Source organism: Microbacterium esteraromaticum, assembly GCF_028747645.1.
Taxonomy (GTDB): Bacteria; Actinomycetota; Actinomycetes; order Actinomycetales; family Microbacteriaceae; genus Microbacterium; species Microbacterium esteraromaticum_C.
Genome location: NZ_CP118100.1, coordinates 1236494 through 1256845 on the forward strand (window position 1 = coordinate 1236494; position 20352 = coordinate 1256845).

A 20352-nucleotide genomic window follows, 5' to 3' on the forward strand; every position below is an offset into this window, starting at 1 on the left:
CGCTATGCTCAGCGGGTGATCACTCTTCTGATTCGGGGCGTGCTGTTCGTCGCCTCCGCCGCGCTCGGTCTGATCGTCGCCGACCTGCTTCTGCCTGACTTCACCATCGTGTGGAGCCGGTGGTGGGGCTTCGTGCTGTGCGTCGTGATCTTCGCGGTGCTGCAGAGCATCCTGAGCCCTTGGGTCGTGAAGATCGCCCGTCGCCATGCACCGACTCTGCTGGGTGGAGTCGGGATCTTCTCGACGTTGATCGCCCTGATCGTGGTCGTGCTGCTGCCGATCGACGGGTTGCGCATCAGCGGAATCGTGGCGTGGACCCTCAGCGCCGTGATCATCTGGGCCGTGACGGCCCTGGCCACGCTTCTTCTGCCGATGCTGTTCCTGCGCAAGACGGTGCAGAAGGCGAAGAACTCGGACGAATGATCCGCTCTGCGCCGGGGCGTGCCCCGACACAGAGACCTCAGACGCAGAGACGTCAGATCGTGTAGTCCGGCGCCGTCAGCACGGCCCGGCTGGGTTGCTCCGGCTTGCGGGGTCGCGGCTTCGCCGGGACTCCGACCAGAACGCTGTCCGCTGGGGAGTCCTTCGTCACCACGGCGTTCGCGCCGATCGTGCAGCGCGCGCCGACCGTGATCGCACCGAGTACCTTGGCGCCGGCGCCGACTGCCACGCCGTCCTCGAGTGTCGGGTGACGCTTGCCGTGCGACGGACCGCGGCCGCCGAGGGTGACGCCGTGGTACAGCATCACGTCATCGCCGATCTCGGCGGTCTCGCCGATGACGACGCCCATGCCGTGATCGATGAAGAACCGTCGGCCGATACGCGCGGCGGGGTGGATCTCGATCCCGGTGAACCACCTGGTCACCTGTGAGCCCATGCGCGCCGGGAACCGCAGGCCTCGGCGCCACAGGCGATGCCACACCCGATGCGCCCAGATGGCATGCAGTCCGGGGTACAGCAGAGCCACCTCGACCCCGCTGCGAGCAGCGGGGTCGCGGTGACGGGCGGCCGCGATGTCCTCGCGGATCCGTGAGATCGTGCTCACCTGTCGGTCACGCCTCGCGCAGGTCTTCGAACAGTGCCGTCGAGATGTAGCGCTCCCCGGTGTCGGGGGCGACGACGACGATGATCTTGCCGGCGTTCTCGGGACGCGCGGCGACCTTCAGCGCCTGTGCGACCGCGGCGCCGCTGGAGATGCCGACCAGCATGCCCTCCTTCGCGGCGAGATCGCGTGCCGTGCTCAGTGCCTCGTCGAACCCGGCGGTGATGACCTCGTCGATCACATCGCGGTCGAGTACAGCCGGCACGAAGTTCGGGCCGATGCCCTGGATCTTGTGCGGACCGGGGCGGCCCTCGGTCAGCACGGGGGAGTCGGTCGGCTCGACGGCGATGATCCGCACGTCGGGCTTGGCGGCCTTGAGCGCCTGTCCGACACCGGTCACTGTTCCGCCGGTGCCGACGCCGGCGATGAAGACGTCGACGTCGCCGTCGGTGTCGCGCAGGATCTCCTGCGCCGTGGTCTCGCGGTGGATGCGAGGGTTCGCGGCGTTCTCGAACTGGCGAGCCCAGATCGCACCCGGCGTGCTGTCGACGATCTCCTTGACGGCCTCGATCGCACCGCTCATGCCCTTGGTCGGGTCACTCAGCACGAGCTCGGCGCCGAACGCCTTGAGCAGAACGCGGCGCTCCTTCGACATCGACGCGGGCATCGTGAGGATGACCCGGTAGCCGCGCGCCGCGCCGACCATCGCCAGTGCGATGCCGGTGTTTCCGCTGGTGGCCTCGACGATGGTTCCACCGGGCTGCAGATCACCGGACTCCTCGGCGGCGTTGATGATCGCGATGCCGATGCGATCCTTCACGCTCGACGCGGGGTTGTACGACTCGAGCTTGACGAGCACGGTCGCGTCCAGCCCCTCGGTCAGCCGGTTCAAGCGCACCAGCGGGGTGTTGCCGAATGCAGTCGTGATATCGGAGTGGATGCCGGTCATGTTCGGGCCTTTCGTTGCCGGATGCAGCGTCCACAAGCCTACGGCGCACCGAGGTGGTCGGCACGAATATGACCGGAGGCGCGTAACGAAATACGCTGAACAGATGCCCGATAGCCTTGCCGCATTCCTCCGTGCCGCCGCTCAGCGCCTCGCCGAGGCCGGTGTCCCCGATCCATCGGTGGATGCCGAACTGCTGGCCGGCCACATCCTCGGGCAGAGCCGCGGCGGTGTGCAGGCCGCCGCACTGCGCGGTGATGCGATCTCGTCGGAGGCCGCCGAGGCCGTCACACAGTTGGTGTCCCGCCGCGCCGATCGTGAGCCCCTGCAGCACCTCACGGGGCTCGCCGCCTTCCGCAACCTGGAACTGGCTGTCGGTCCGGGGGTGTTCGTACCGCGTCCCGAGACTGAAACCGTCGTGCAGTACGCGATCGACGCACTCCTGGAGAACGCCTCGGACTCGCCGCTGGCGATCGACCTGGGCACGGGCAGTGGTGCGATCGCGCTGGCCATGGCGACAGAGGTTCCCCATGCCAGGGTGTTCGCCGTCGAGCGTTCGGAGCAGGCGTACGCGTGGGCGAAGCGCAACGTCACGGGTGTCGAGAACCTCACGCTGGTGCATGGCGACCTCGCAACGGCGTTCGACGAGTTGAGGGGGCACGTCGACGTCGTGATCTCCAACCCGCCCTACGTTCCGGATGAGGCGGTTCCTCGTGACCCGGAGGTGCGGCTCCACGACCCGGCGGCGGCTCTGTACGGCGGGCCCGATGGGCTCGATGTGGTGCGCATCATCAGCCGACGCGCAGCAGATCTGCTGCACGCGGGAGGGCTGCTCGTGCTCGAGCACGGAGAGCTCCAGGGTGAGGCGATCCGTGGCATCCTCACCGCGGACGGATGGCGCGCCGCGGCGACGCACGAGGATCTGACCCGACGCGATCGGGTCACCACCGCGCTGCGCGGCTGAGTGCGACTGAGCCTTGTCGGGGGCGTCCACCGGCGACCACCGTAGAATGGGCACGCCATGTCAACTGTCTTCGATTGCCGCGACGATTCCGAGATCCTCGCCGGCATGCGCCACGCGCGCCAGGCCATCGCCCGCGGTGAGCTGGTCGTGCTGCCCACCGACACCGTCTACGGCCTCGCGGCCGATGCCTTTGCGCCGGCCGCTGTGCAGCGACTGCTGGACGCGAAGGGACGCGGGCGCGATATGCCGCCGCCCGTGCTGGTCGCTGGACGCGACGTGCTCACCGCATTGGTCGAGACGGTTCCCGAGCCCGTCACGAGGCTCGTGGACGCCTTCTGGCCCGGTGGGTTGACGATCGTGCTGCCCGCGCAGCCGTCGTTGACGTGGGACCTCGGCGAGACTCAGGGCACGGTCGCGGTGCGGATGCCCGATCACCGCATCGCTCTGGAACTTCTCGCCGAGACCGGACCGCTGGCTGTCTCGAGCGCGAACCTCACCGGCCGCTCCGCTGCCGTGATCGCCTCGGACGCTCAGGAGATGCTCGGTGAGAGCGTCGCCGTGTACCTCGAGTACGGCTACAGCGATGACGGCGTCCCGTCCACGATCATCGACGCGACCTCGCTTGTCGGCGCGACTGAGGACGAGACCCCGAGCGTGCGCATCCTGCGGGAGGGCGCGATCAGCAGGGAGCAACTGGCCGAGGTGCTCGGCGACCTGCTCGAGCCTGAAGAGCAGCCCGGCGACGTCATGCCGGCCGACGCCGTCGACCAGGGTCCGGTCGACGAAGAGTGAAGCAGTATCTGTTCACGATCATCCTGACGGCGTCGATCACCTTCGCGCTGTCATGGGTGGTCTGGCGGTTGAGCCTGAAGTTCAAGCTCTACCCCGGCATCCGTGAACGGGATGTGCACAAGACCCCCACGCCGCGGCTGGGGGGAGTGGCGATGTTCTTCGGGATCGCCTCGGCGATCCTGATCTCGGCCGCCAACCCCTTCTTCGAGCGGATGTGGATCCCGCCGCAGACGCTCTGGTCGATCCTGGCAGCGACGGTGCTGATCGCCGTCATCGGCGTCGTGGACGACCTGGTCGACCTCGACTGGATGATCAAGCTCGCGGCGCAGTTCCTGGCCGCAGGGATCATCACCGTCGGCGGTGGTCTGCAGATCCTGACTCTGCCGGTCGGTGACATGATCCTCGTCTCCAGCTGGGTGAGCATCTCGATCACGATGTTCGCGATCGTCGTCGTGATGAACGCCGTGAACTTCATCGACGGTCTTGACGGGTTGGTCGCCGGCGTATGCCTCATCGCCAATGGCATCTTCTTCGTGTACGCGTACATCCTCACGCGTGACTCCGGCGCGACGACGTACTTCAACCTGGCGACGTTCCTGGCCGCCGTGCTGATCGGAGCGTGCCTGGGATTCCTCCCGCTGAACTGGAGCCCCGCAAAGCTGTTCATGGGCGACTCGGGCGCGCTCGTGCTCGGCCTGCTCATGGCGACATCCGCGATCGCGCTCACCGGACAGGGCGACGTCAACGCGTTCGACCCGGAACAGTTCGGACGCTCCCAGCTGCTCGGTGCGTTCATCCCGATCGTGCTGCCGTTGGTGATCGTCATGTTGCCCCTGCTCGATTTCGGACTGGCCGTCTTTCGGCGCATGCGCGCCGGGAAGTCCCCTTTCTCTCCCGACCGCAAGCACCTCCACCATCGGATGCTCGATCTCGGCCACCGCGATCGGGATGCGGTGCTGATCTTCTACGCCTGGACGGCCGTGATCTCGCTGTCGGTCCTGCTGATGTACATCGCCACCCGCCAGGACTGGCCCGGGGGATACCTGATGGGTATCGCCTTCGGCGTGGTGGGCAGTGCCGCCTGCCTGGTCGTCACCCTGTTGCCCTCCGGGCGGCACCGCAAGCCCGGCCGCGCGCCCGCACCTGCCTCTTCCGAACCCTTGGAGCCCCGATGACCCCGAGCCCTGTCTCAAGCAATCCGATCCTGCGCCGCACCCTGATCTGGTCGGCCGTCTCCGCCCTGGTGCTCGGTCTTGTCGCCGGGGGCATCGGCTTCGCCGTGGCCGGCGTCAACGGCCTGTGGAGCGGCCTGCTCGGCGTGGTGCTGGCCGTCCTGTTCCTCGGCATCACCGCCGGAAGCATCCTGTTCGCCAACCGCTGGTTCGGCGACCCGATCTACGTACAGCTGTTCTTCGCGATCGTGCTGGGTGGCTGGCTGCTCAAGCTCGGCATCTTCTTGGTCGTGATGATGCTGCTCAGCAGCCAGGACTGGGTCGTTCCGCTGGTGTTCTTCCTGTCGATCGTGGCGGGCGTCGCCATGTCGCTGATCGTCGACGTCATCGTCCTCACCCGGATGCGGCTGCCGAACGTCAGCGACATCACCCTGCCGACCACCAATCCCGAGGACGAGCCCACCGATCAGGCCGGTGAGACCCCGCCGGCGGCATCGGACGGGAAATGAGTCTGGTAGTGTTCTACAGGTGCCCGCCGCTCGTCCCGCGAGCGCTTGCGCCGTGATGCACACCGTCCCTCGTCGCCCCGGTTCTGACCGGTGACCCGAAGCTGGAGCCCGCGCTGTTGAACCTCGCTGCGACCATGACCCTTCGTCCTACTGCCGGTGACGGTGAATTCCACGGTCCTTCGATGGACGAGTTCTTCCCCGAGACGCTGTTCCAGGTCTTCGGCGTGATCGACGTCAACCGGATCCACCTGATCCAGTTGCTCTCGGTCACCGCCGTGGTTCTGCTGCTGTGGCTCGGCACCCGCCGCATGAAGGTCGTCCCCGGCCGTTTTCAGAGCCTCGTCGAGATGGGCCTCGGCTTCGTCCGCGGCAGCATCGCCCACGACCTGCTCGGCCGCAAGGACGGCGATCGCTTCCTGCCGATCCTGACCACGATGTTCTTCATGATCCTGTTCATGAACATCACCGGGATCATCCCGTTCCTGAACATGCCCGGCACCGCGATCATCGCCGTCCCGCTCACGCTGGCCATCATCAGCTACGTGACGTTCATCTACGCCGGCATGAAGAAGAGCCCGCTCGGGTTCTGGAAGAACTCGCTGTTCCCGTCGGGCGTGCCGTGGCCGGTGTACATCATCGTCACGCCGCTGGAGTTCATCTCGACCTTCATCATCCGACCCGTCACGCTGACGCTGCGTCTGATGATGAACCTGGTCGTCGGCCACATGATCCTGGTGCTGTGCTTCGCGGCCACCCAGTTCTTCTTCTTCACTGCGGGTGGCGGATGGGCCCTGCTCGGTGTCGGAACGCTTGCCTTCGGCGGCGCGTTCACGGTCTTCGAGTTGCTCGTCGTCGTCCTGCAGTCCTACGTCTTCACCGTCCTCACCGCGATCTACATCCAGCTCGCGGTCGCAGAAGAGCACTGATCTGAGCAGCTTCCCGCTGTTCGAAACCGAAAGGAAACACCCCCGTGGACGCAACTACGGTTCTCGCTGACATCAACGGTCACCTCGCTTCGGTCGGTTACGGCCTCGCAGCGATCGGTCCGGCCATCGGTGTGGGCATCGTCGTCGGCAAGACGATCGAGGGCGTCGCCCGTCAGCCCGAGCTGGCCGGTCGCCTGCAGGTCCTCATGTGGATCGGTATCGCCTTCACCGAGGCGCTTGCATTCGTCGGCATCGCCGTCGGATTCATCCCCTTCCCGTAATCCGCCCCGAGTTCTGAAGGAGACAGGATGCTGAACGCTCTTGTCACGAACCTCGCCGCGGAAGAGCCGAAGAACCCGCTCATCCCGGCCTGGTACGACATCATCTGGTCGGGCCTGTGGTTCGTCATCATCCTCGTCGTCGTGTGGAAGGTCGCTCTTCCGCGACTGAACGCGATGCTCGACGAGCGCTCGGCCGCCATCGAAGGAAACATCGCCAAAGCTGACGAGGCGCAGAAGCAGGCCGAGGAGGCGCTGGAGGAGTACACCCGCCAGCTCGCCGAGGCGCGCACCGAAGCCGGTGAGATCCGCGAGGCCGCCCGTGAGGACGGCAAGAAGATCGTGACCGAGGCGAAGGACGCCGCCACTGCCGAGGCGAACCGCATCACCGCGGCCGCTCACACGCAGATCGAGGCCGAGCGCCAGGCGGCGTTCGTCTCGCTCCGCAGCGAGGTCGGCACGCTGGCGATCGACCTGGCAGGCAACGTCGTGGGCGAGACCCTTGCCGACGACACGCGTGCGACGGCCGTCGTGGACCGCTTCCTGGCCGACCTCGAGAAGGCGAAGTAATGGGCAGCGCGACCACTCAGGCACTCGCGGCATCGACGGACGCCCTTGCCGCAGCGTCGGCCCTGACTCTCGATAGCGCGGCCGAGCTGTTCGCAGCAGCCCGCGCCATCGGGGACTCGGGTCAGCTGAGCGGCGCGCTGGCCGACCCTTCGGCTCCCGCCGAGGCGCGTACGGCCCTGGTCGACGGCGTGTTTGCCGCAGCTTCGGCTCCGGTGCGCGCGCTGCTGACCGCCGTGGCGGCACAGCGCTGGTCATCGGCATCCGATCTCGTCGACGGTGTCGAGGAGCTCGCTATCCGCGCAGCGGCGATCGCCTCGACTGGCGTCGACGTCTCCGGTGAGCTGTTCGGCTTCTCGCGCGTCGTCGCGGCAAACCCCGAGCTCGAGCTCGCACTCGGCAGCCGGCTCGGCGACGCTGACGCGAAGGGTGCGCTCGTCGAGCGTGTTCTCGGTGCGTCGGCAGCGCCTGGCACGGTGCTGATCGTGTCATCGCTCGTGCGCCGGCCCCGTGAGCGTCGCGTGCGCCAGCTGCTGAGCCGTGCGATCCGCATCGTGTCGGCACAGGACGGCCGCACCGTCGCCACGGTCTACACCGCAGCACCGCTCAACGCCGCACAGGAGACCCGTCTCCGTGATGCGCTCGCAGGTCGTTATGGCGGGGAGATCTCCATCAACCAGGTGATCGACTCCACGGTTGTCGGAGGTCTGCGTGTGCAGATCGCCGATGACGTCATCGACGGCAGCATCTCCGCCCGACTCGCAGACCTTCGCCAGAAGCTCGCGAGCTGAACTACTCGCCGCGGGGAACCGCGCACACCCAGACACATAAAGGGAAGACAATGGCAGAACTATCGATCAGCCCCGACGTCATCCGTGACGCGCTGAAGAACTTCGCCGACGCCTACGAGCCCACCGGGGCCGCGGCGACCGAGGTCGGCACCGTCATCGACGCGGCCGATGGCATCGCGCACGTCGAAGGACTGCCGGGCGTCATGGCCAACGAGCTCGTCACCTTCGCCGATGGCACCAAGGGCCTCGCTCTGAACCTCGACGAGCACGAGATCGGCGTCGTCGTGCTCGGTGACTTCACCGGCATCGAAGCGGGTCAGGAAGTCACCCGCACCGGAGAGGTCCTCTCCGTTCCTGTCGGCGACAACTACCTCGGCCGCGTGGTCGACCCGCTCGGCAACCCGATCGACGGCCTGGGCGCCATCGAGTCCGAGGGTGTCCGCGAGCTGGAGCTGCAGGCGCCCGGCGTCATGCAGCGTAAGTCGGTGCACGAGCCGATGCAGACCGGTATCAAGGCGATCGACGCCATGATCCCCGTCGGCCGTGGCCAGCGCCAGCTGATCATCGGTGACCGCCAGACCGGTAAGACGGCGATCGCGATCGACACGATCATCAACCAGAAGGCCAACTGGGAGTCGGGCGACGTCAACAAGCAGGTGCGCTGCATCTACGTCGCCATCGGTCAGAAGGGCTCGACCATCGCCTCCGTGAAGGGCGCGCTGGAAGAGGCCGGTGCTCTGGAGTACACCACGATCGTGGCCGCTCCCGCATCCGACCCGGCCGGCTTCAAGTACCTGGCGCCCTACACGGGCTCTGCCATCGGCCAGCACTGGATGTACGGCGGCAAGCACGTCCTGATCATCTTCGACGACCTGTCGAAGCAGGCTGAGGCGTACCGCGCCGTGTCGCTTCTGCTGCGCCGCCCGCCGGGCCGCGAGGCTTACCCGGGTGACGTCTTCTACCTGCACTCCCGTCTGCTGGAGCGTTGCGCCAAGCTGTCCGACGAGCTCGGTGCCGGCTCGATGACGGGTCTGCCCATCATCGAGACCAAGGCCAACGACGTCTCGGCGTACATCCCGACCAACGTGATCTCGATCACCGACGGCCAGATCTTCCTGCAGTCCGACCTGTTCAACGCCAACCAGCGCCCCGCCGTCGACGTGGGTATCTCGGTTTCGCGAGTCGGTGGTGACGCACAGGTCAAGTCGATCAAGAAGGTCTCCGGAACACTGAAGCTGGAGCTCGCCCAGTACCGCTCGCTCGAGGCATTCGCGATGTTCGCATCCGACCTCGACGCGGCCTCGCGTCGTCAGCTGTCCCGCGGTGCTCGTCTGACCGAGCTGCTCAAGCAGCCGCAGTACTCGCCGTACCCCGTCGAGGAGCAGGTCGTCTCGATCTGGGCCGGAACGAACGGCAAGCTCGACACCATCGAGGTCGAAGACGTGCTGCGCTTCGAGCGCGACCTGCTCGACTACCTGCGTCGCAACACCAGCATCCTCGACACGCTGCGCGAGACGAACGTCCTCGATGACGCAACGGTTGCCGAGCTGGACAAGCAGACGGACGCCTTCATCCTGGAGTTCCAGGGTGGCAAGGGGCACGCGATCGGCGCTCCCGGCCACGAGGAGCACGCCGCCGCGGACGCGGAGGACGTCAACCAGGAGAAGATCGTCAAGGGTCGTCGCGCGTAATCGCGTGAGGTACTGATTCATGGGCGCTCAACTCAGGGTCTACAAGCAGAAGATCTCTTCTGCTCAGACGACCAAGAAGATCACGAAGGCGATGGAACTCATCGCGGCTTCGCGCATCCAGAAGGCGATGGCACGCGTCAAGGCGTCCACCCCCTTCGCGCGGGCCGTGACGAGGGCCGTCTCAGCCGTCGCGACGCACTCGAACGTCGATCACCCGCTCACCCGCGAGCCCGAGAAGATCCGCCGCTCCGCGGTGGTCATCTTCTCGTCGGACCGCGGTCTGGCCGGAGCCTTCAACTCGCAGATCCTCCGTGAGGGTCTCGAAGTTGCCGAGCTCCTGCGCGAGCAGGGCAAGGAGCCGGTGTTCTACCTGGTCGGCCGCAAGGCCGTCGGGTACTTCCAGTTCCGTCGCATCGCATCGGCTGCCGAGTGGACCGGCGACACGGATACGCCGTCGTTCCACACCGCTGAGGAGATCTCTCAGACTCTGCTGGATGCCTTCTCCCGCGGGGGAGAGGCCGGCGGTGTCGACGAGATCACCCTCGTGTACAACCGTTTCGTCAGCATGATGACGCAGACGCCTGAGAACGTGCGTCTGTTGCCTCTGGAGATCGCGGAGTCCGACGAGTCGGAGGCGGGTAAGACCGTCTACCCGCTCTACGAGTTCGAACCGGACGCCGAGACCGTGCTGGACGCGATCCTGCCGGTCTACATCCAGAGCCGCGTGTTCAACGCCCTGCTTCAGTCGTCCGCGGCTAAGCAGGCGGCGACGCAGAAGGCGATGAAGTCGGCCAGCGACAACGCCGACAAGCTGATCACCGACTACACCCGCCTGCGCAACAACGCGCGCCAGGCCGAGATCACCCAGCAGATCGCCGAGATCGTCGGTGGCGCCGACGCTCTGGCTTCGAGCTGACAGACCCTCAGGAAAGAGACGAAGAAATGACCCCCACCGCAACGGCTGACCAGGCCGCGACCGCGGTCGTCGGGCGCGTCGCACGCGTCAACGGTCCGGTTGTGGACATCGAGTTCCCGCACGACTCGATCCCCGACATCTACAACGCGCTGAAGACCACGATCACGATCGGCGAGGAGTCCACCGAGATCACGCTCGAGGTCGCGCAGCACCTTGGCGACGACCTCGTCCGCGCCATCGCTCTGAAGCCCACCGACGGCATCGTCCGCGGGCAGGAGGTGCGCGACACCGGCGAGGCGATCTCGGTTCCGGTCGGTGACGTCACCAAGGGCAAGGTGTTCAACGTGATCGGCGAGGTGCTCAACCTCGAGCCCGGCGAGACCATCGAGGTCAGCGAGCGGTGGCCGATCCACCGCAAGGCTCCGAGCTTCGACCAGCTGGAGTCCAAGACCCAGATGTTCGAGACGGGCATCAAGTCGATCGACCTCCTCACCCCCTACGTTCTGGGTGGAAAGATCGGTCTGTTCGGTGGCGCCGGTGTCGGCAAGACCGTTCTGATCCAGGAGATGATCCAGCGCGTCGCGCAGGACCACGGTGGTGTGTCGGTGTTCGCCGGTGTCGGTGAGCGTACCCGTGAGGGCAACGACCTGATCCACGAGATGGAAGAGGCCGGCGTCTTCGACAAGACCGCGCTGGTGTTCGGCCAGATGGACGAGCCCCCGGGGACGCGTCTGCGCGTGGCCCTTTCGGCTCTGACGATGGCGGAGTACTTCCGTGACGTGCAGAAGCAGGACGTGCTGCTGTTCATCGACAACATCTTCCGCTTCACGCAGGCCGGTTCTGAGGTCTCCACGCTGCTGGGCCGCATGCCCTCGGCCGTGGGTTACCAGCCGAACCTGGCCGACGAGATGGGTCTGCTGCAGGAGCGCATCACCTCGACGCGTGGTCACTCGATCACGTCGCTGCAGGCGATCTACGTCCCCGCTGACGACTACACCGACCCCGCTCCGGCGACGACCTTCGCGCACCTTGACGCGACGACCGAGCTCTCGCGTGAGATCGCGTCGAAGGGTCTGTACCCGGCCATCGACCCGCTGACCTCGACGTCGCGGATCATGGACCCGCGGTACCTGGGTGAGGACCACTACCGCGTCGCCACCACGGTCAAGCAGATCCTGCAGAAGAACAAGGAGCTGCAGGAGATCATCGCAATCCTCGGTGTCGACGAGCTGTCGGAAGAGGACAAGATCGTCGTGTCGCGTGCACGCCGCATCCAGCAGTTCCTCTCGCAGAACACCTACATGGCGAAGAAGTTCACCGGTGTCGAGGGTTCGACGGTTCCGCTGAAGGAGACCATCGAGTCGTTCGATGCGATCTGCCGCGGTGACTTCGACCACGTCGCCGAGCAGGCCTTCTTCAACGTCGGTGGCATCTCGGACGTCGAAGAGGCATGGGCGAAGATCCAGAAGGAGAACGCCTGATCATGGCGCACTCTGCCAGCTCACTGCATGTCAGTCTGGTCTCCGCCGACGCGGAGGTCTGGACGGGAGAGGCGTCGCTCGTCGTCGCCAAGACCGTCGAGGGCGAGATCGGCTTCATGTCCGGTCATGAGCCGGTGCTGGCCATCCTCGCCGAGGGCCAGGTCCGGATCACCAAGACCGACGGCAGCAAGGTGCTCGCCAACGCGCAGGACGGCTTCCTCTCCATGGAGGGCGACGCCCTGACGATCGTGGCCGGCAATGCCGCGCTGATCGCCTGACGATAAAGCACTGAGGCGTCCGCCTCGGCACCGTGTATCTGCACGGGCCGGGGCGGACGTCTTTGTCTGTAGGGGAGAGTATGAAGGTCCTTCTGCCGCCGTCCGAGACGAAGCGCCCGGGAGGCAGCGGTGCGCCGTTGCGGCTCGATGCGCTCGCGCTATCGTCATTGCTCGACCAGCGCCTTGCGGTAACGCACGCCCTGGTCACCCTCGCCGGTGACCCCGCTGAGGCGCAACGCGTGCTGAAGCTGAGTGACCGGCAGGCCGGCGATATCGAGCACAACCGGATGCTGTTCGATGCGCCCACGATGCCGGCCGTGGATCGCTATACGGGTGTCTTGTTCGATGCGCTCGATGCGGCCACGCTCGACGAACAGTCCCGTGCGTGGCTCGGACGCCAGGTGCTGATCCACTCGGCCCCGTTCGGACCGGTCTCGGCTCTCGACGAGATTCCGCCGTACCGCCTTGCCGCGGGAATCGCGCTGCCGGGCGTTCCGCCGCTGCGCAGATTCTGGGCCGAGCCGACCTCGGCGGCCTTGGCAGATGCCGGTTTCCTGCTCGATCTCAGAAGCGAGGCCTATGTCGCTCTTGGGCCGGTGCCGGACGGCGCCGAATCGGCGTACATTCGTGTCGTCACCGCGGCAGGTCGCGCCCTGAACCACTTCAACAAGAAGGCGAAGGGCGAGCTTGTGCGGGCGCTCGCGACGACCGGCGCCGTCATCACAGGCACGTCCGACCTGCTGGCATGGGCAGAGCACAATGACGTCATCCTGCGGGCATCCGACGTCCCTCGCGTGTGGGAACTCGTCGTCACCGCGTGATATCCGGTCGGTATCGAGCGCGTGTCGTGCGTTGCCCGCCGCGTGCGCGTCCCGCTACCATGGGGCCGATGCGGCAGACGTCGCCCGGGAGCGACCCGGCTTCCGCCTAACAAGGGATGTGAAAAGACTCATGGACTACGATCCGTACGGCTACGGGGCGTTCTCGGCGATGATCGCCTTGGTCAGCCTGCTGCTGCTGATCCTGGGCCCGATCATGTACGTGGTCGTCTCGCTCTTCCTGATGAAGGTCTTCGAAAAGGCCGGCGTCGAGGGCAAGTGGCGCGCCTGGGTGCCCGTCTACAACGCGATGATCCTGTTCAAGCTCGGTGACCTGAGCCCGTGGCTGGTGCTCTACGCCATTGGCGCGAGCCTGTTCCTGAGCTGGATCCCCGTGATCGGTCAGCTCGTGGGCCTCGCGGCATTCGCGCTGTCAGCGCTGGCCGCCTGGCGCGTGGGACTGAAGCTGCAGAAGGAAGCCGTCTGGGTTCTCCTCTACGTGTTCCTCAGCCCCGTCTGGCTCGGCATTCTCGCCTTCGACAAGTCGCGATGGAACGCCATGATCGCACCCGCCCCGTGGGCCGGCAACGCGTTCTTCGCCGACAAGACCACCTGGGAGGGCGTGCCCGCTCAGCCTGGCCAGAGCATCGCTCCGCCGGCACCCGGCTACGGTGCTGCGCCCCAGGGGTACGCGCCCCCGCAGGGCTACCAGCCGCCCGCTCAGCCCGGCTACTCGGCTCCGCCGCAGCCCGGTCAGGCAGCTCCTGCGCAGCCCGGGTACGGCGCTCCGATGCCGCCCGCCCCCGGTGCACCCGTGCCGCCGCCCGCCGCGCCGCCGGCACCTCCGACGGCACCGCCCGCACCACCGGCCGCGCCGCCTGCTCCTCCCGCAGCCGCTCCCGAAGAGCCCCGCGACCCGAATCAGCCCCCGGCCTGATCACCAAGACGCCCCCGATCCGTTCGGGGGCGTCTTGTCGTTGCGGGCACGCGGTTCGATACGGTGGAGCCATGGCAACTTCGCAGCGCCACGTCGGCGCATCCGGTCTGGTCGTGTCGGCAGCAGGACTCGGATGCAACAACTTCGGTCGTGCCGGCACGGTGACCGAGACGCTTGATGGCACCCGGGCCGTGATCGATGCCGCTCTGGCCAATGGTGTGTTCTTCTTCGACACCGCCGACATGTACGGCGCCGAGGCCGGCCGCAGCGAAGACCTGATGGGGCAGGTGCTCGAAGGGCGCCGTGACCGGGCCGTGCTCGCGACCAAGTTCGGGCATGAGCGCGACATGGGCTACGGCTTCCCCGGTGGACGCGGTTCGCGACGCTATGTGCGCCATGCCGTCGAGCAGTCACTGCGACGGCTGCGCACCGACTGGATCGATCTGTACCAGCTGCATCTGCCGGATCCGCAGACGCCGATCGCCGAGACGATCGATGCCCTGGACGAGCTTGTCGCGGAGGGCAAGATCCGGTACTACGGGCACTCCAACTTCGACGGCTGGCAGATCGCCGAGGCCGATTTCACCGCCGCGACCCGCTCGACCGGTCGGTTCATCTCGGCGCAGAACCATTACTCACTGCTCGCGAGAGCCGCCGAACGTGAGGTGCTTCCGGCTGCCGAACGCTTCGGGCTGGGCTTCTTTCCGTACTTCCCGCTGAAGAACGGGCTTCTCACGGGCAAATTCACCCGTGAGGGCGGGCCTGCGGGGACCCGCATCATGGACACGCGCCGGCACATCTGGGCCGATGCGCCCTGGGATGCACTGGAGGCATATCAGCGGTTCTGCGACGAGCGCGGCATCACGATGCTCCAGGCGACGTTTGGATGGCTGCTGGCGCGCCCTGCCGTTGCGAGCGTCATCGCGGGCGCGACGACTCCGGCGCAGGTCGAGGCCAATGCCGCGGCTGCGGACGCATGGACGCCGGATGCAGCCGATCTCGCGGCGATCGACGCACTCTTCCCGTTGCCGGAGGATCCTGCGGCGCGGATGTGACCGGCAGCACCGATACGATGGATGAATGCCCCGCGGCCAGGTGCCGCCCGCCGGCCTGACGGAGACACTCGTGCCTGAGACGACAACGCAGACGTATCGCGTCAGCGACGACCTGCAGCTCTCGTGGGCGGGAACCACCGACCGTGGCCGCCGGCGGGACAACAATCAGGATGCGTTCCTGGTCAAGTACCCTCTCTTCGTGGTGGCGGATGGCATGGGTGGCCATGCCGGGGGAGAGATCGCGAGCCAGAGCACGGTCGCGCGACTGGGCGAGATGGTTGACGCCGGAGACGTATCTCCTGAGGCCATCGAGCAGTCGCTGCACAGCGCGGTCGACGACATCCGCTCCCATCCGGAGACCACCGATGAGGGAACCGGAACGACCCTGACCGGCGCCTACCTCACGCACGATGAGGACGGCCGGTGGCAGTGGGTCGTGTTGAACATCGGCGATTCCCGTGTGTATCTGGAGCGCGAGAACCGTTTGCTGCAGGTCACGACGGATCACTCGGTGGTGCAGGAGCTGATCGCGTCGGGCAAGATCAGCCCGGAAGAAGCGGATGGGCATCCCTACAGCAACGTCATCACCCGCGCGGTCGGGGCGAGCGAGCTCGTTCCGCCGGACTACGTGACGGTTCCCCTTCAGGACCAGGACCGTCTGGTGATCTGCTCGGACGGGCTCACCAAGGAGCTCACCGATTACGGCATCCTGCACTTCTTGCGCGAGAACACCGATCCGGCTGCCGCTGTTGATGCGATGGTCGATGCCGCGCTCGAGAACGGCGGTCGCGACAACGTCACCATGATCGTCGTGCGTGTTGAGATCACCTCGGCGGATGCTGCCGACTCGTCGTCCACACAGGACGACATCCAGCAGTAGCGCCATCGGCCTGTGGACAGGCCGTTTCTCGGGCATCCGATGCGCTCGAATAGGGAGCATGGATGCCACCACCATCGTTCTGCCCTCGGATCCCGCCCCGCCGCGCAAGCCGTCGCTGCCGTTGCTGGCGGCCATCGTCCCCGTGATCGCCGGCGTCGTGCTGTGGCTCGTGACGGGGTCGTTGTTCGCGCTGTGCTTCGCCGCGCTGGGGCCGCTGATGCTGGTGGCGTCGTTCTTCGATGGGTTGCGGTCGCGGGGCCGGGAGCGCAAGCGGGCGCAGCTCGAGGCGGATGCCGCCTGGGAGCGCGCCGAGGCGGAACTGGAGCGTCTGCACCTCGAGGAGCACACCGAGGTGTGGCGCAGCGACCCGGATGTCGCGAGTGCTGTGGACGAACCGCCCTTGCGTGGGCACACGGATCTTGACTGCGACACGGCGGTCGTGATCGGTCGGGGACAGGCCCGCAGTCGCGTGCGCGCCACGGGCGGCGACGATGATCGCTCGCGGTCGTTTCGGGAACGCGCGGCGCGGCTCGACGACGCCCCCATCTGCGTACCGCTCGGCGGTGGGATCTGCGTGCGGGCGGCGGAGCCCGTGGCAGCCGCGGTGGTGCGCGCGCTGGTGATGCAGTTGTGCCTGCGATTCGGGCCGGCGCAGCTCGGCCTCACCGGAGACGGTGTCAGCCGGTGGGGGCTCGCGGAGCTCCCGCATGCCGGGCGTCGCCGAGCGCGGTTCCGGCTGCGTCTGGGGGAGGATGGCGACCGGGCGGACGCGATGATCTGCGTTCGCGCTCCGGGGGAGGAGCCACCGGACGGCGTGACCACCGTGATCGATTGCGGGGTGCCGGCGCGAGCACGTGCCCGCACGCCGCAGGGCAGCATCGAGTTGGTGACGGAAGCGCTGTCGGCGCAGCAGGCGCTCGCGTTGGGGGCTGGCATCGCCGCCCGTGCGGATACCGAGGCACAGGTACCCGACCGTGTCGCGCTCGATGAGCTCGACACGGCACACCAGCGCGGGCTCGCCGCGATCTTCGGCCGTGGCGAGCGCGGTGACCTCGTGATCGATCTGATCGATGACGGCCCGCACGCGATCGTCACCGGTATGACGGGAACGGGCAAGAGCGAGCTGTTGATCAGCTGGGTGGCGGCGATCGCGGCCGCGCATCCTCCCGAGCAGGTCGCGTTCGTCCTGATCGACTTCAAGGGCGGTACGGCGTTCGATCCGCTGCGGGTGCTCCCGCATGTCGTCGCGGTCGTGACCGATCTTGATGCGGACGGGGCCCGGCGCGGTGTCGGCAGTCTCTCTGCGGAGCTGCGCCGGCGCGAGGCGGCCCTCGCCGACAGCGGCGCGCGGGATGTCAGCGAATGCCCGGATCTCGCGCGGCTCGTGATCGTCGTCGACGAGTTCGCGGCGCTGCTTCAGGAGCATCCCGACCTCGGCGCGGTGTTCACCGATGTCGCGGCGCGCGGCCGCGCGCTGGGCATGCATCTCGTGCTGGGCACGCAGCGCGCGAGCGGCGTGATTCGTGACGCGCTGGCTGCGAACTGTCCGCTGCGGATGAGCCTGCGGGTGGCCGAGTCCGCCGACAGCAGATTCGTCATCGGGTCCGACGATGCCGCCCAGCTGCCCGGTGGCACCGTGTCACGGGGGCTCGCGTTCGTGCGGCGACCCAGCGACGGCGAGGCGCACGCTGCGCGCATCGCGCTGACCGCGCCCGATGACCTGCGTGAGACGACCGAGCACTGGGCCGGGCACGTCGCGCCCGTGAGTCCGTGGCTGCCGCCGCTTCCATCGACGCTCGCGCTGCCTGCGTCGCCGCCGGCGGATGCCATCGTGCTGGGCCTGGCCGATGAACCCGAACGGCAGCGTCAGCCGTGGGTGACTCTCCGACCGGGCGATGGGCTGGCGGTGATCGGCGGACCCGGTGCGGGCAAGAGCAGCGCGGTCGCCATGCTGGCCGCGCAGTCGAGCCGAGTCACGGTGATCCCGTCCGACCCCGAGCAGGCATGGGACCACGTCGAGCGGCTCGCCGAGGGGACGGCAGGGGCAGCGGGACCGGTGCTGTGTGACGACCTCGACGTGCTCGTGTCGTCGTATCCGCCGGACTATGCGCAGCTGTTCCTCAGCAGGTGGGAGCGTATCGTCCGGTTGCCGCACGGCGCGGTGATCACGCTGTCGCGGGTATCGGGCCCGGTGGGTCGGCTCGTCGACGCGCTGCCGAAGCGCGCGTTGCTGCGCATGACGAGCAAGGTCGAGCACATCGCGTCCGGGGGAGAACCGGATGCCTTCGACCGGGCCCGACCGGCGGGACGCGCGTGGTGGGACGGACGAGAGGTGCAGTTGTGCGTCCCGCCGCAGAGCGGGGAAGGGCGCAACGAGCACGGCGGGTGCACGGGAGAGCCGCCCACCTGGCGGTCCTCGGCAAACCTCGCCGGGGTCGTCACCGGGGCAGTCGATGCGACCAGACGGATGCTCGCTGCCGCGTACCCCGACCACCGCGTGCTCGGTCTGGCCGACGCCGACGCACTCGGGCATCCGATGCCCGGCGACCCGGCGTCGCCGACGATCCTCATCGGCGATCCGGAGGAATGGCGGGCGAAGTGGGCGCTGCTGCAGAACGTGCGCACCGGCGGCGAACTGGTCGTGGCGGCCGAGCACGCCGCCGAGCTACGACAGCTGGCGGGAGCACGTGAGCTGCCGTCGTTCGCGCGGATGCACGCCGATCGCGCTTGGGCGGTCAGCGCCGGACAACGACCGCGGCGTGTCCTGCTCGGGTAGGAGTCCGGGTCAGAGGCCGGGAGCCACGCGGAGCATGCCGACTGGCTGGCCGCCACCGAGCACGGAAAGCGGAAGAGCGGATGCCAGTGTCTGCACATCCGACTCGGTGAGTGCGCCGGCGCGGGAAAGCAGGTGAGCCGCGACGAGGGTCGCCGCGCGTCCGTTGCCATCCAGCATCTTCAACGCCACGGTCGAGCCGTTCGGGGCGACCATGACCATGATTCCCTCCGCGCCGCCCTTGGCGAAGACACCGAGCGTCTCGATGGCGATCGTGTCGGGCTCGCCCGGACCGGCGATGGTCCAGGGGCTCTCGCGCACGGCGCGCACCAGCGTGCCGGCCACCCGGTGCAGGGCGAACGGTGAACGTTCCGAGGCTGAACCGATGCGATGGATGGCGCGAGCCAGCCCCGTGAGCGTGATCGCGTGCACCGGTGCGCCGCAGCCGTCCACCGAGGTGTGTGCGACCTTCTCGCCGGCGAGTCGTTCGACGACCTCACGGATGTGCACCTGCAGCGGGTGCTCGGCGTCCAGGTACCCCTGGGTCGGCCAGCCGGTCGCGACGCACGCACGCAGCATCAGGGCGTGCTTACCCGAGCAGTTCATCCGGATGCGGGACGCCTCGCCGTGGTCGCGCACCATGTCGCGGCGCGTGGCGGCATCCGACGGCCAGGCGGGCGGGCATCCGAGGTCATCCTCTGTGAGTCCGCCGGCGGCGAGCATCTCACGCACCACCTCGACGTGGCGGTCGGTGCCGCTGTGGCTCGCCGTACCCAGCGCGAGCTCATCACCGCTCAGCGCGGCGCCCGCCGTGACGGCGGCGATCGCCTGCAGGGGCTTCAGGCTCGACCGGGGGAGGATGAGGGCATCCGCGGCGCCGTGGACGGCGACGACGTCGCCATCGGGGGAGAGCACGACCGCGGCGCCCGCATGGCGGGATTCCACGAAGCCGCTGCGCTCCACGACGGCGAGTTCGACAGCATCACGAACAGTCAGAGTCTCCAGCACCACACCAGCCTAACGCGGGCTCGCGCTGCGACTCTCGGTCGGTGGCAGACTGACTGCATGCCCCTCGGAGATCACCGCTACGCACTGACCGCCACCTGGACCGGCAACCGCGGCACAGGTACGTCCGGCTACCGCGACTACGCGCGCGACGTCACGATCAGCATCGACGGCAAGCCCGAACTGCTGGCATCCGCCGATCGGCCGTTTCGCGGCGACCGCAGCCGCTGGAACCCCGAGGACCTTCTCCTGGCGGCACTGTCGGAATGCCACCTGCTCTCATACCTGCACGCCTGTGTGACCGCCGGGGTCGTCGTGACCGAGTACCGCGATGAGGCGACCGGACTCATGCGCGAGGACGGCCGGGGCGGCGGCGCGTTCGTCGAAGTGACGCTGCGCCCGCACGTGCGCGTGGCCGACCCATCGATGATCGAAGCCGCGCAGCAGGCCCACCATCAGGCCAACCAGTGGTGCTTCATCGCGAACTCGGTCAACTTCCCCGTGCTCCACGAAGCCGTCGTGACAGCGTGA

At 67.6% G+C, this 20352-nt stretch carries 22 protein-coding genes; 19 read left to right on the top strand and 3 right to left on the bottom strand.

What is annotated here, in order from left to right; all coding sequences use genetic code 11:
* Positions 1 to 15 precede the first annotated feature (15 nt).
* Positions 16 to 423: a hypothetical protein gene (locus PTQ19_RS05590; protein ID WP_274368759.1), complete on the top strand. Its 408-nt coding sequence runs from the start codon at positions 16 to 18 to the stop codon at positions 421 to 423.
* Positions 424 to 475: 52 nt separating this feature from the next.
* Here the strand turns inward: PTQ19_RS05590 and epsC are convergent, their stop codons facing one another.
* Together epsC and cysK are read right to left on the bottom strand one after the other, a co-directional pair.
* Positions 476 to 1045, bottom strand: coding sequence for a serine O-acetyltransferase EpsC (gene epsC, locus PTQ19_RS05595; protein ID WP_206820697.1), 570 nt, complete (start codon positions 1043 to 1045; stop codon positions 476 to 478).
* A gap of 7 nt (positions 1046 to 1052) precedes the next feature.
* A complete protein-coding gene (gene cysK, locus PTQ19_RS05600; protein WP_274368760.1) occupies positions 1053 to 1991 on the bottom strand; it encodes a cysteine synthase A in 939 nt (312 codons plus the stop codon).
* A 103-nt stretch (positions 1992 to 2094) separates the two neighbouring features.
* Here cysK and prmC point away from each other — a divergent pair, with 103 nt between their 5' ends.
* The 17 genes from prmC (at position 2095) to PTQ19_RS05685 (ending at position 18819) form a co-directional block, all read left to right on the top strand.
* Entirely contained in the window at positions 2095 to 2952 is an 858-nt protein-coding gene (gene prmC / locus PTQ19_RS05605; protein WP_274368761.1) for a peptide chain release factor N(5)-glutamine methyltransferase, read from the top strand.
* Between the two features lie 57 nt (positions 2953 to 3009).
* Positions 3010 to 3744, top strand: coding sequence for an L-threonylcarbamoyladenylate synthase (locus PTQ19_RS05610; RefSeq protein ID WP_179411171.1), 735 nt, complete (start codon positions 3010 to 3012; stop codon positions 3742 to 3744).
* Positions 3741 to 4919, top strand: a complete 1179-nt coding sequence (locus tag PTQ19_RS05615) for an MraY family glycosyltransferase (RefSeq protein ID WP_274368762.1) — start codon at positions 3741 to 3743, stop codon at positions 4917 to 4919. Before PTQ19_RS05610 ends, PTQ19_RS05615 begins: the two co-directional genes overlap by 4 nt.
* Positions 4916 to 5425, top strand: coding sequence for a hypothetical protein (locus PTQ19_RS05620; protein WP_224817624.1), 510 nt, complete (start codon positions 4916 to 4918; stop codon positions 5423 to 5425). The genes PTQ19_RS05615 and PTQ19_RS05620 overlap by 4 nt, the downstream gene beginning before the upstream one ends.
* Positions 5426 to 5607: 182 nt before the next feature.
* Positions 5608 to 6351, top strand: coding sequence for a F0F1 ATP synthase subunit A (gene atpB, locus PTQ19_RS05625; protein ID WP_274368763.1), 744 nt, complete (start codon positions 5608 to 5610; stop codon positions 6349 to 6351).
* Between the two features lie 44 nt (positions 6352 to 6395).
* Positions 6396 to 6632 (top strand): ATP synthase F0 subunit C, encoded by a 237-nt coding sequence (atpE, locus tag PTQ19_RS05630; RefSeq protein WP_042541851.1) that lies wholly within the window; start codon positions 6396 to 6398, stop codon positions 6630 to 6632.
* A 27-nt stretch (positions 6633 to 6659) separates the two neighbouring features.
* On the top strand, positions 6660 to 7199 hold the full coding sequence (locus tag PTQ19_RS05635) for a F0F1 ATP synthase subunit B (RefSeq protein WP_274368764.1): 540 nt from the start codon (positions 6660 to 6662) through the stop codon (positions 7197 to 7199).
* A complete protein-coding gene (locus PTQ19_RS05640; RefSeq protein WP_274368765.1) occupies positions 7199 to 7987 on the top strand; it encodes a F0F1 ATP synthase subunit delta in 789 nt (262 codons plus the stop codon). The genes PTQ19_RS05635 and PTQ19_RS05640 overlap by 1 nt, the downstream gene beginning before the upstream one ends.
* Positions 7988 to 8037: 50 nt before the next feature.
* Positions 8038 to 9678: a F0F1 ATP synthase subunit alpha gene (gene atpA / locus PTQ19_RS05645; protein WP_179411165.1), complete on the top strand. Its 1641-nt coding sequence runs from the start codon at positions 8038 to 8040 to the stop codon at positions 9676 to 9678.
* A 19-nt stretch (positions 9679 to 9697) separates the two neighbouring features.
* A complete protein-coding gene (locus PTQ19_RS05650) occupies positions 9698 to 10594 on the top strand; it encodes a F0F1 ATP synthase subunit gamma (protein ID WP_274368766.1) in 897 nt (298 codons plus the stop codon).
* A 26-nt stretch (positions 10595 to 10620) separates the two neighbouring features.
* Positions 10621 to 12075, top strand: coding sequence for a F0F1 ATP synthase subunit beta (atpD, locus tag PTQ19_RS05655; protein ID WP_274368767.1), 1455 nt, complete (start codon positions 10621 to 10623; stop codon positions 12073 to 12075).
* Between the two features lie 2 nt (positions 12076 to 12077).
* Positions 12078 to 12353 (top strand): F0F1 ATP synthase subunit epsilon, encoded by a 276-nt coding sequence (locus PTQ19_RS05660; protein ID WP_179411162.1) that lies wholly within the window; start codon positions 12078 to 12080, stop codon positions 12351 to 12353.
* 80 nt (positions 12354 to 12433) lie between these two features.
* The gene (locus PTQ19_RS05665; RefSeq protein WP_274368768.1) at positions 12434 to 13174 is read left to right on the top strand and encodes a YaaA family protein; all 741 of its coding nucleotides are present in this window, start codon (positions 12434 to 12436) and stop codon (positions 13172 to 13174) included.
* A 130-nt stretch (positions 13175 to 13304) separates the two neighbouring features.
* Complete coding sequence (locus PTQ19_RS05670) at positions 13305 to 14108, top strand: DUF5684 domain-containing protein (RefSeq protein ID WP_274368769.1); 804 nt, start codon at positions 13305 to 13307, stop codon at positions 14106 to 14108.
* Between the two features lie 71 nt (positions 14109 to 14179).
* Positions 14180 to 15163 carry an aldo/keto reductase gene (locus PTQ19_RS05675; protein ID WP_274368770.1) on the top strand — a complete coding sequence of 328 codons (984 nt, stop codon included), beginning with the start codon at positions 14180 to 14182 and terminating at the stop codon, positions 15161 to 15163.
* Positions 15164 to 15233: 70 nt separating this feature from the next.
* Positions 15234 to 16043: a PP2C family protein-serine/threonine phosphatase gene (locus tag PTQ19_RS05680; protein WP_425313202.1), complete on the top strand. Its 810-nt coding sequence runs from the start codon at positions 15234 to 15236 to the stop codon at positions 16041 to 16043.
* A 58-nt stretch (positions 16044 to 16101) separates the two neighbouring features.
* Positions 16102 to 18819 (top strand): FtsK/SpoIIIE domain-containing protein, encoded by a 2718-nt coding sequence (locus tag PTQ19_RS05685; RefSeq protein ID WP_274368772.1) that lies wholly within the window; start codon positions 16102 to 16104, stop codon positions 18817 to 18819.
* 9 nt (positions 18820 to 18828) lie between these two features.
* Here the strand turns inward: PTQ19_RS05685 and PTQ19_RS05690 are convergent, their stop codons facing one another.
* A complete protein-coding gene (locus tag PTQ19_RS05690; RefSeq protein WP_274368773.1) occupies positions 18829 to 19824 on the bottom strand; it encodes an asparaginase in 996 nt (331 codons plus the stop codon).
* A 57-nt stretch (positions 19825 to 19881) separates the two neighbouring features.
* On the opposite strand from PTQ19_RS05690, the gene PTQ19_RS05695 reads away from it, so the two are divergent.
* Positions 19882 to 20352: an OsmC family protein gene (locus tag PTQ19_RS05695; protein ID WP_206550075.1), complete on the top strand. Its 471-nt coding sequence runs from the start codon at positions 19882 to 19884 to the stop codon at positions 20350 to 20352.

Excerpts from the sequence above, each read along its gene's own strand:
- PTQ19_RS05675 (WP_274368770.1), top strand. The coding sequence starts at position 14,180 with ATGGCAACTTCGCAGCGCCACGTCGGCGCATCCGGTCTGGTCGTGTCG.
- PTQ19_RS05665 (WP_274368768.1), top strand. The coding sequence starts at position 12,434 with ATGAAGGTCCTTCTGCCGCCGTCCGAGACGAAGCGCCCGGGAGGCAGC.
- PTQ19_RS05695 (WP_206550075.1), top strand. The coding sequence starts at position 19,882 with ATGCCCCTCGGAGATCACCGCTACGCACTGACCGCCACCTGGACCGGC.
- PTQ19_RS05650 (WP_274368766.1), top strand. The coding sequence starts at position 9,698 with ATGGGCGCTCAACTCAGGGTCTACAAGCAGAAGATCTCTTCTGCTCAG.
- PTQ19_RS05660 (WP_179411162.1), top strand. The coding sequence starts at position 12,078 with ATGGCGCACTCTGCCAGCTCACTGCATGTCAGTCTGGTCTCCGCCGAC.
- atpB (WP_274368763.1), top strand. The coding sequence starts at position 5,608 with ATGGACGAGTTCTTCCCCGAGACGCTGTTCCAGGTCTTCGGCGTGATC.
- atpD (WP_274368767.1), top strand. The coding sequence starts at position 10,621 with ATGACCCCCACCGCAACGGCTGACCAGGCCGCGACCGCGGTCGTCGGG.
- PTQ19_RS05640 (WP_274368765.1), top strand. The coding sequence starts at position 7,199 with ATGGGCAGCGCGACCACTCAGGCACTCGCGGCATCGACGGACGCCCTT.
- PTQ19_RS05670 (WP_274368769.1), top strand. The coding sequence starts at position 13,305 with ATGGACTACGATCCGTACGGCTACGGGGCGTTCTCGGCGATGATCGCC.
- PTQ19_RS05610 (WP_179411171.1), top strand. The coding sequence starts at position 3,010 with ATGTCAACTGTCTTCGATTGCCGCGACGATTCCGAGATCCTCGCCGGC.
- PTQ19_RS05685 (WP_274368772.1), top strand. The coding sequence starts at position 16,102 with ATGGATGCCACCACCATCGTTCTGCCCTCGGATCCCGCCCCGCCGCGC.
- prmC (WP_274368761.1), top strand. The coding sequence starts at position 2,095 with ATGCCCGATAGCCTTGCCGCATTCCTCCGTGCCGCCGCTCAGCGCCTC.
- atpA (WP_179411165.1), top strand. The coding sequence starts at position 8,038 with ATGGCAGAACTATCGATCAGCCCCGACGTCATCCGTGACGCGCTGAAG.
- cysK (WP_274368760.1), bottom strand. The coding sequence starts at position 1,991 with ATGACCGGCATCCACTCCGATATCACGACTGCATTCGGCAACACCCCG.
- PTQ19_RS05635 (WP_274368764.1), top strand. The coding sequence starts at position 6,660 with ATGCTGAACGCTCTTGTCACGAACCTCGCCGCGGAAGAGCCGAAGAAC.
- PTQ19_RS05620 (WP_224817624.1), top strand. The coding sequence starts at position 4,916 with ATGACCCCGAGCCCTGTCTCAAGCAATCCGATCCTGCGCCGCACCCTG.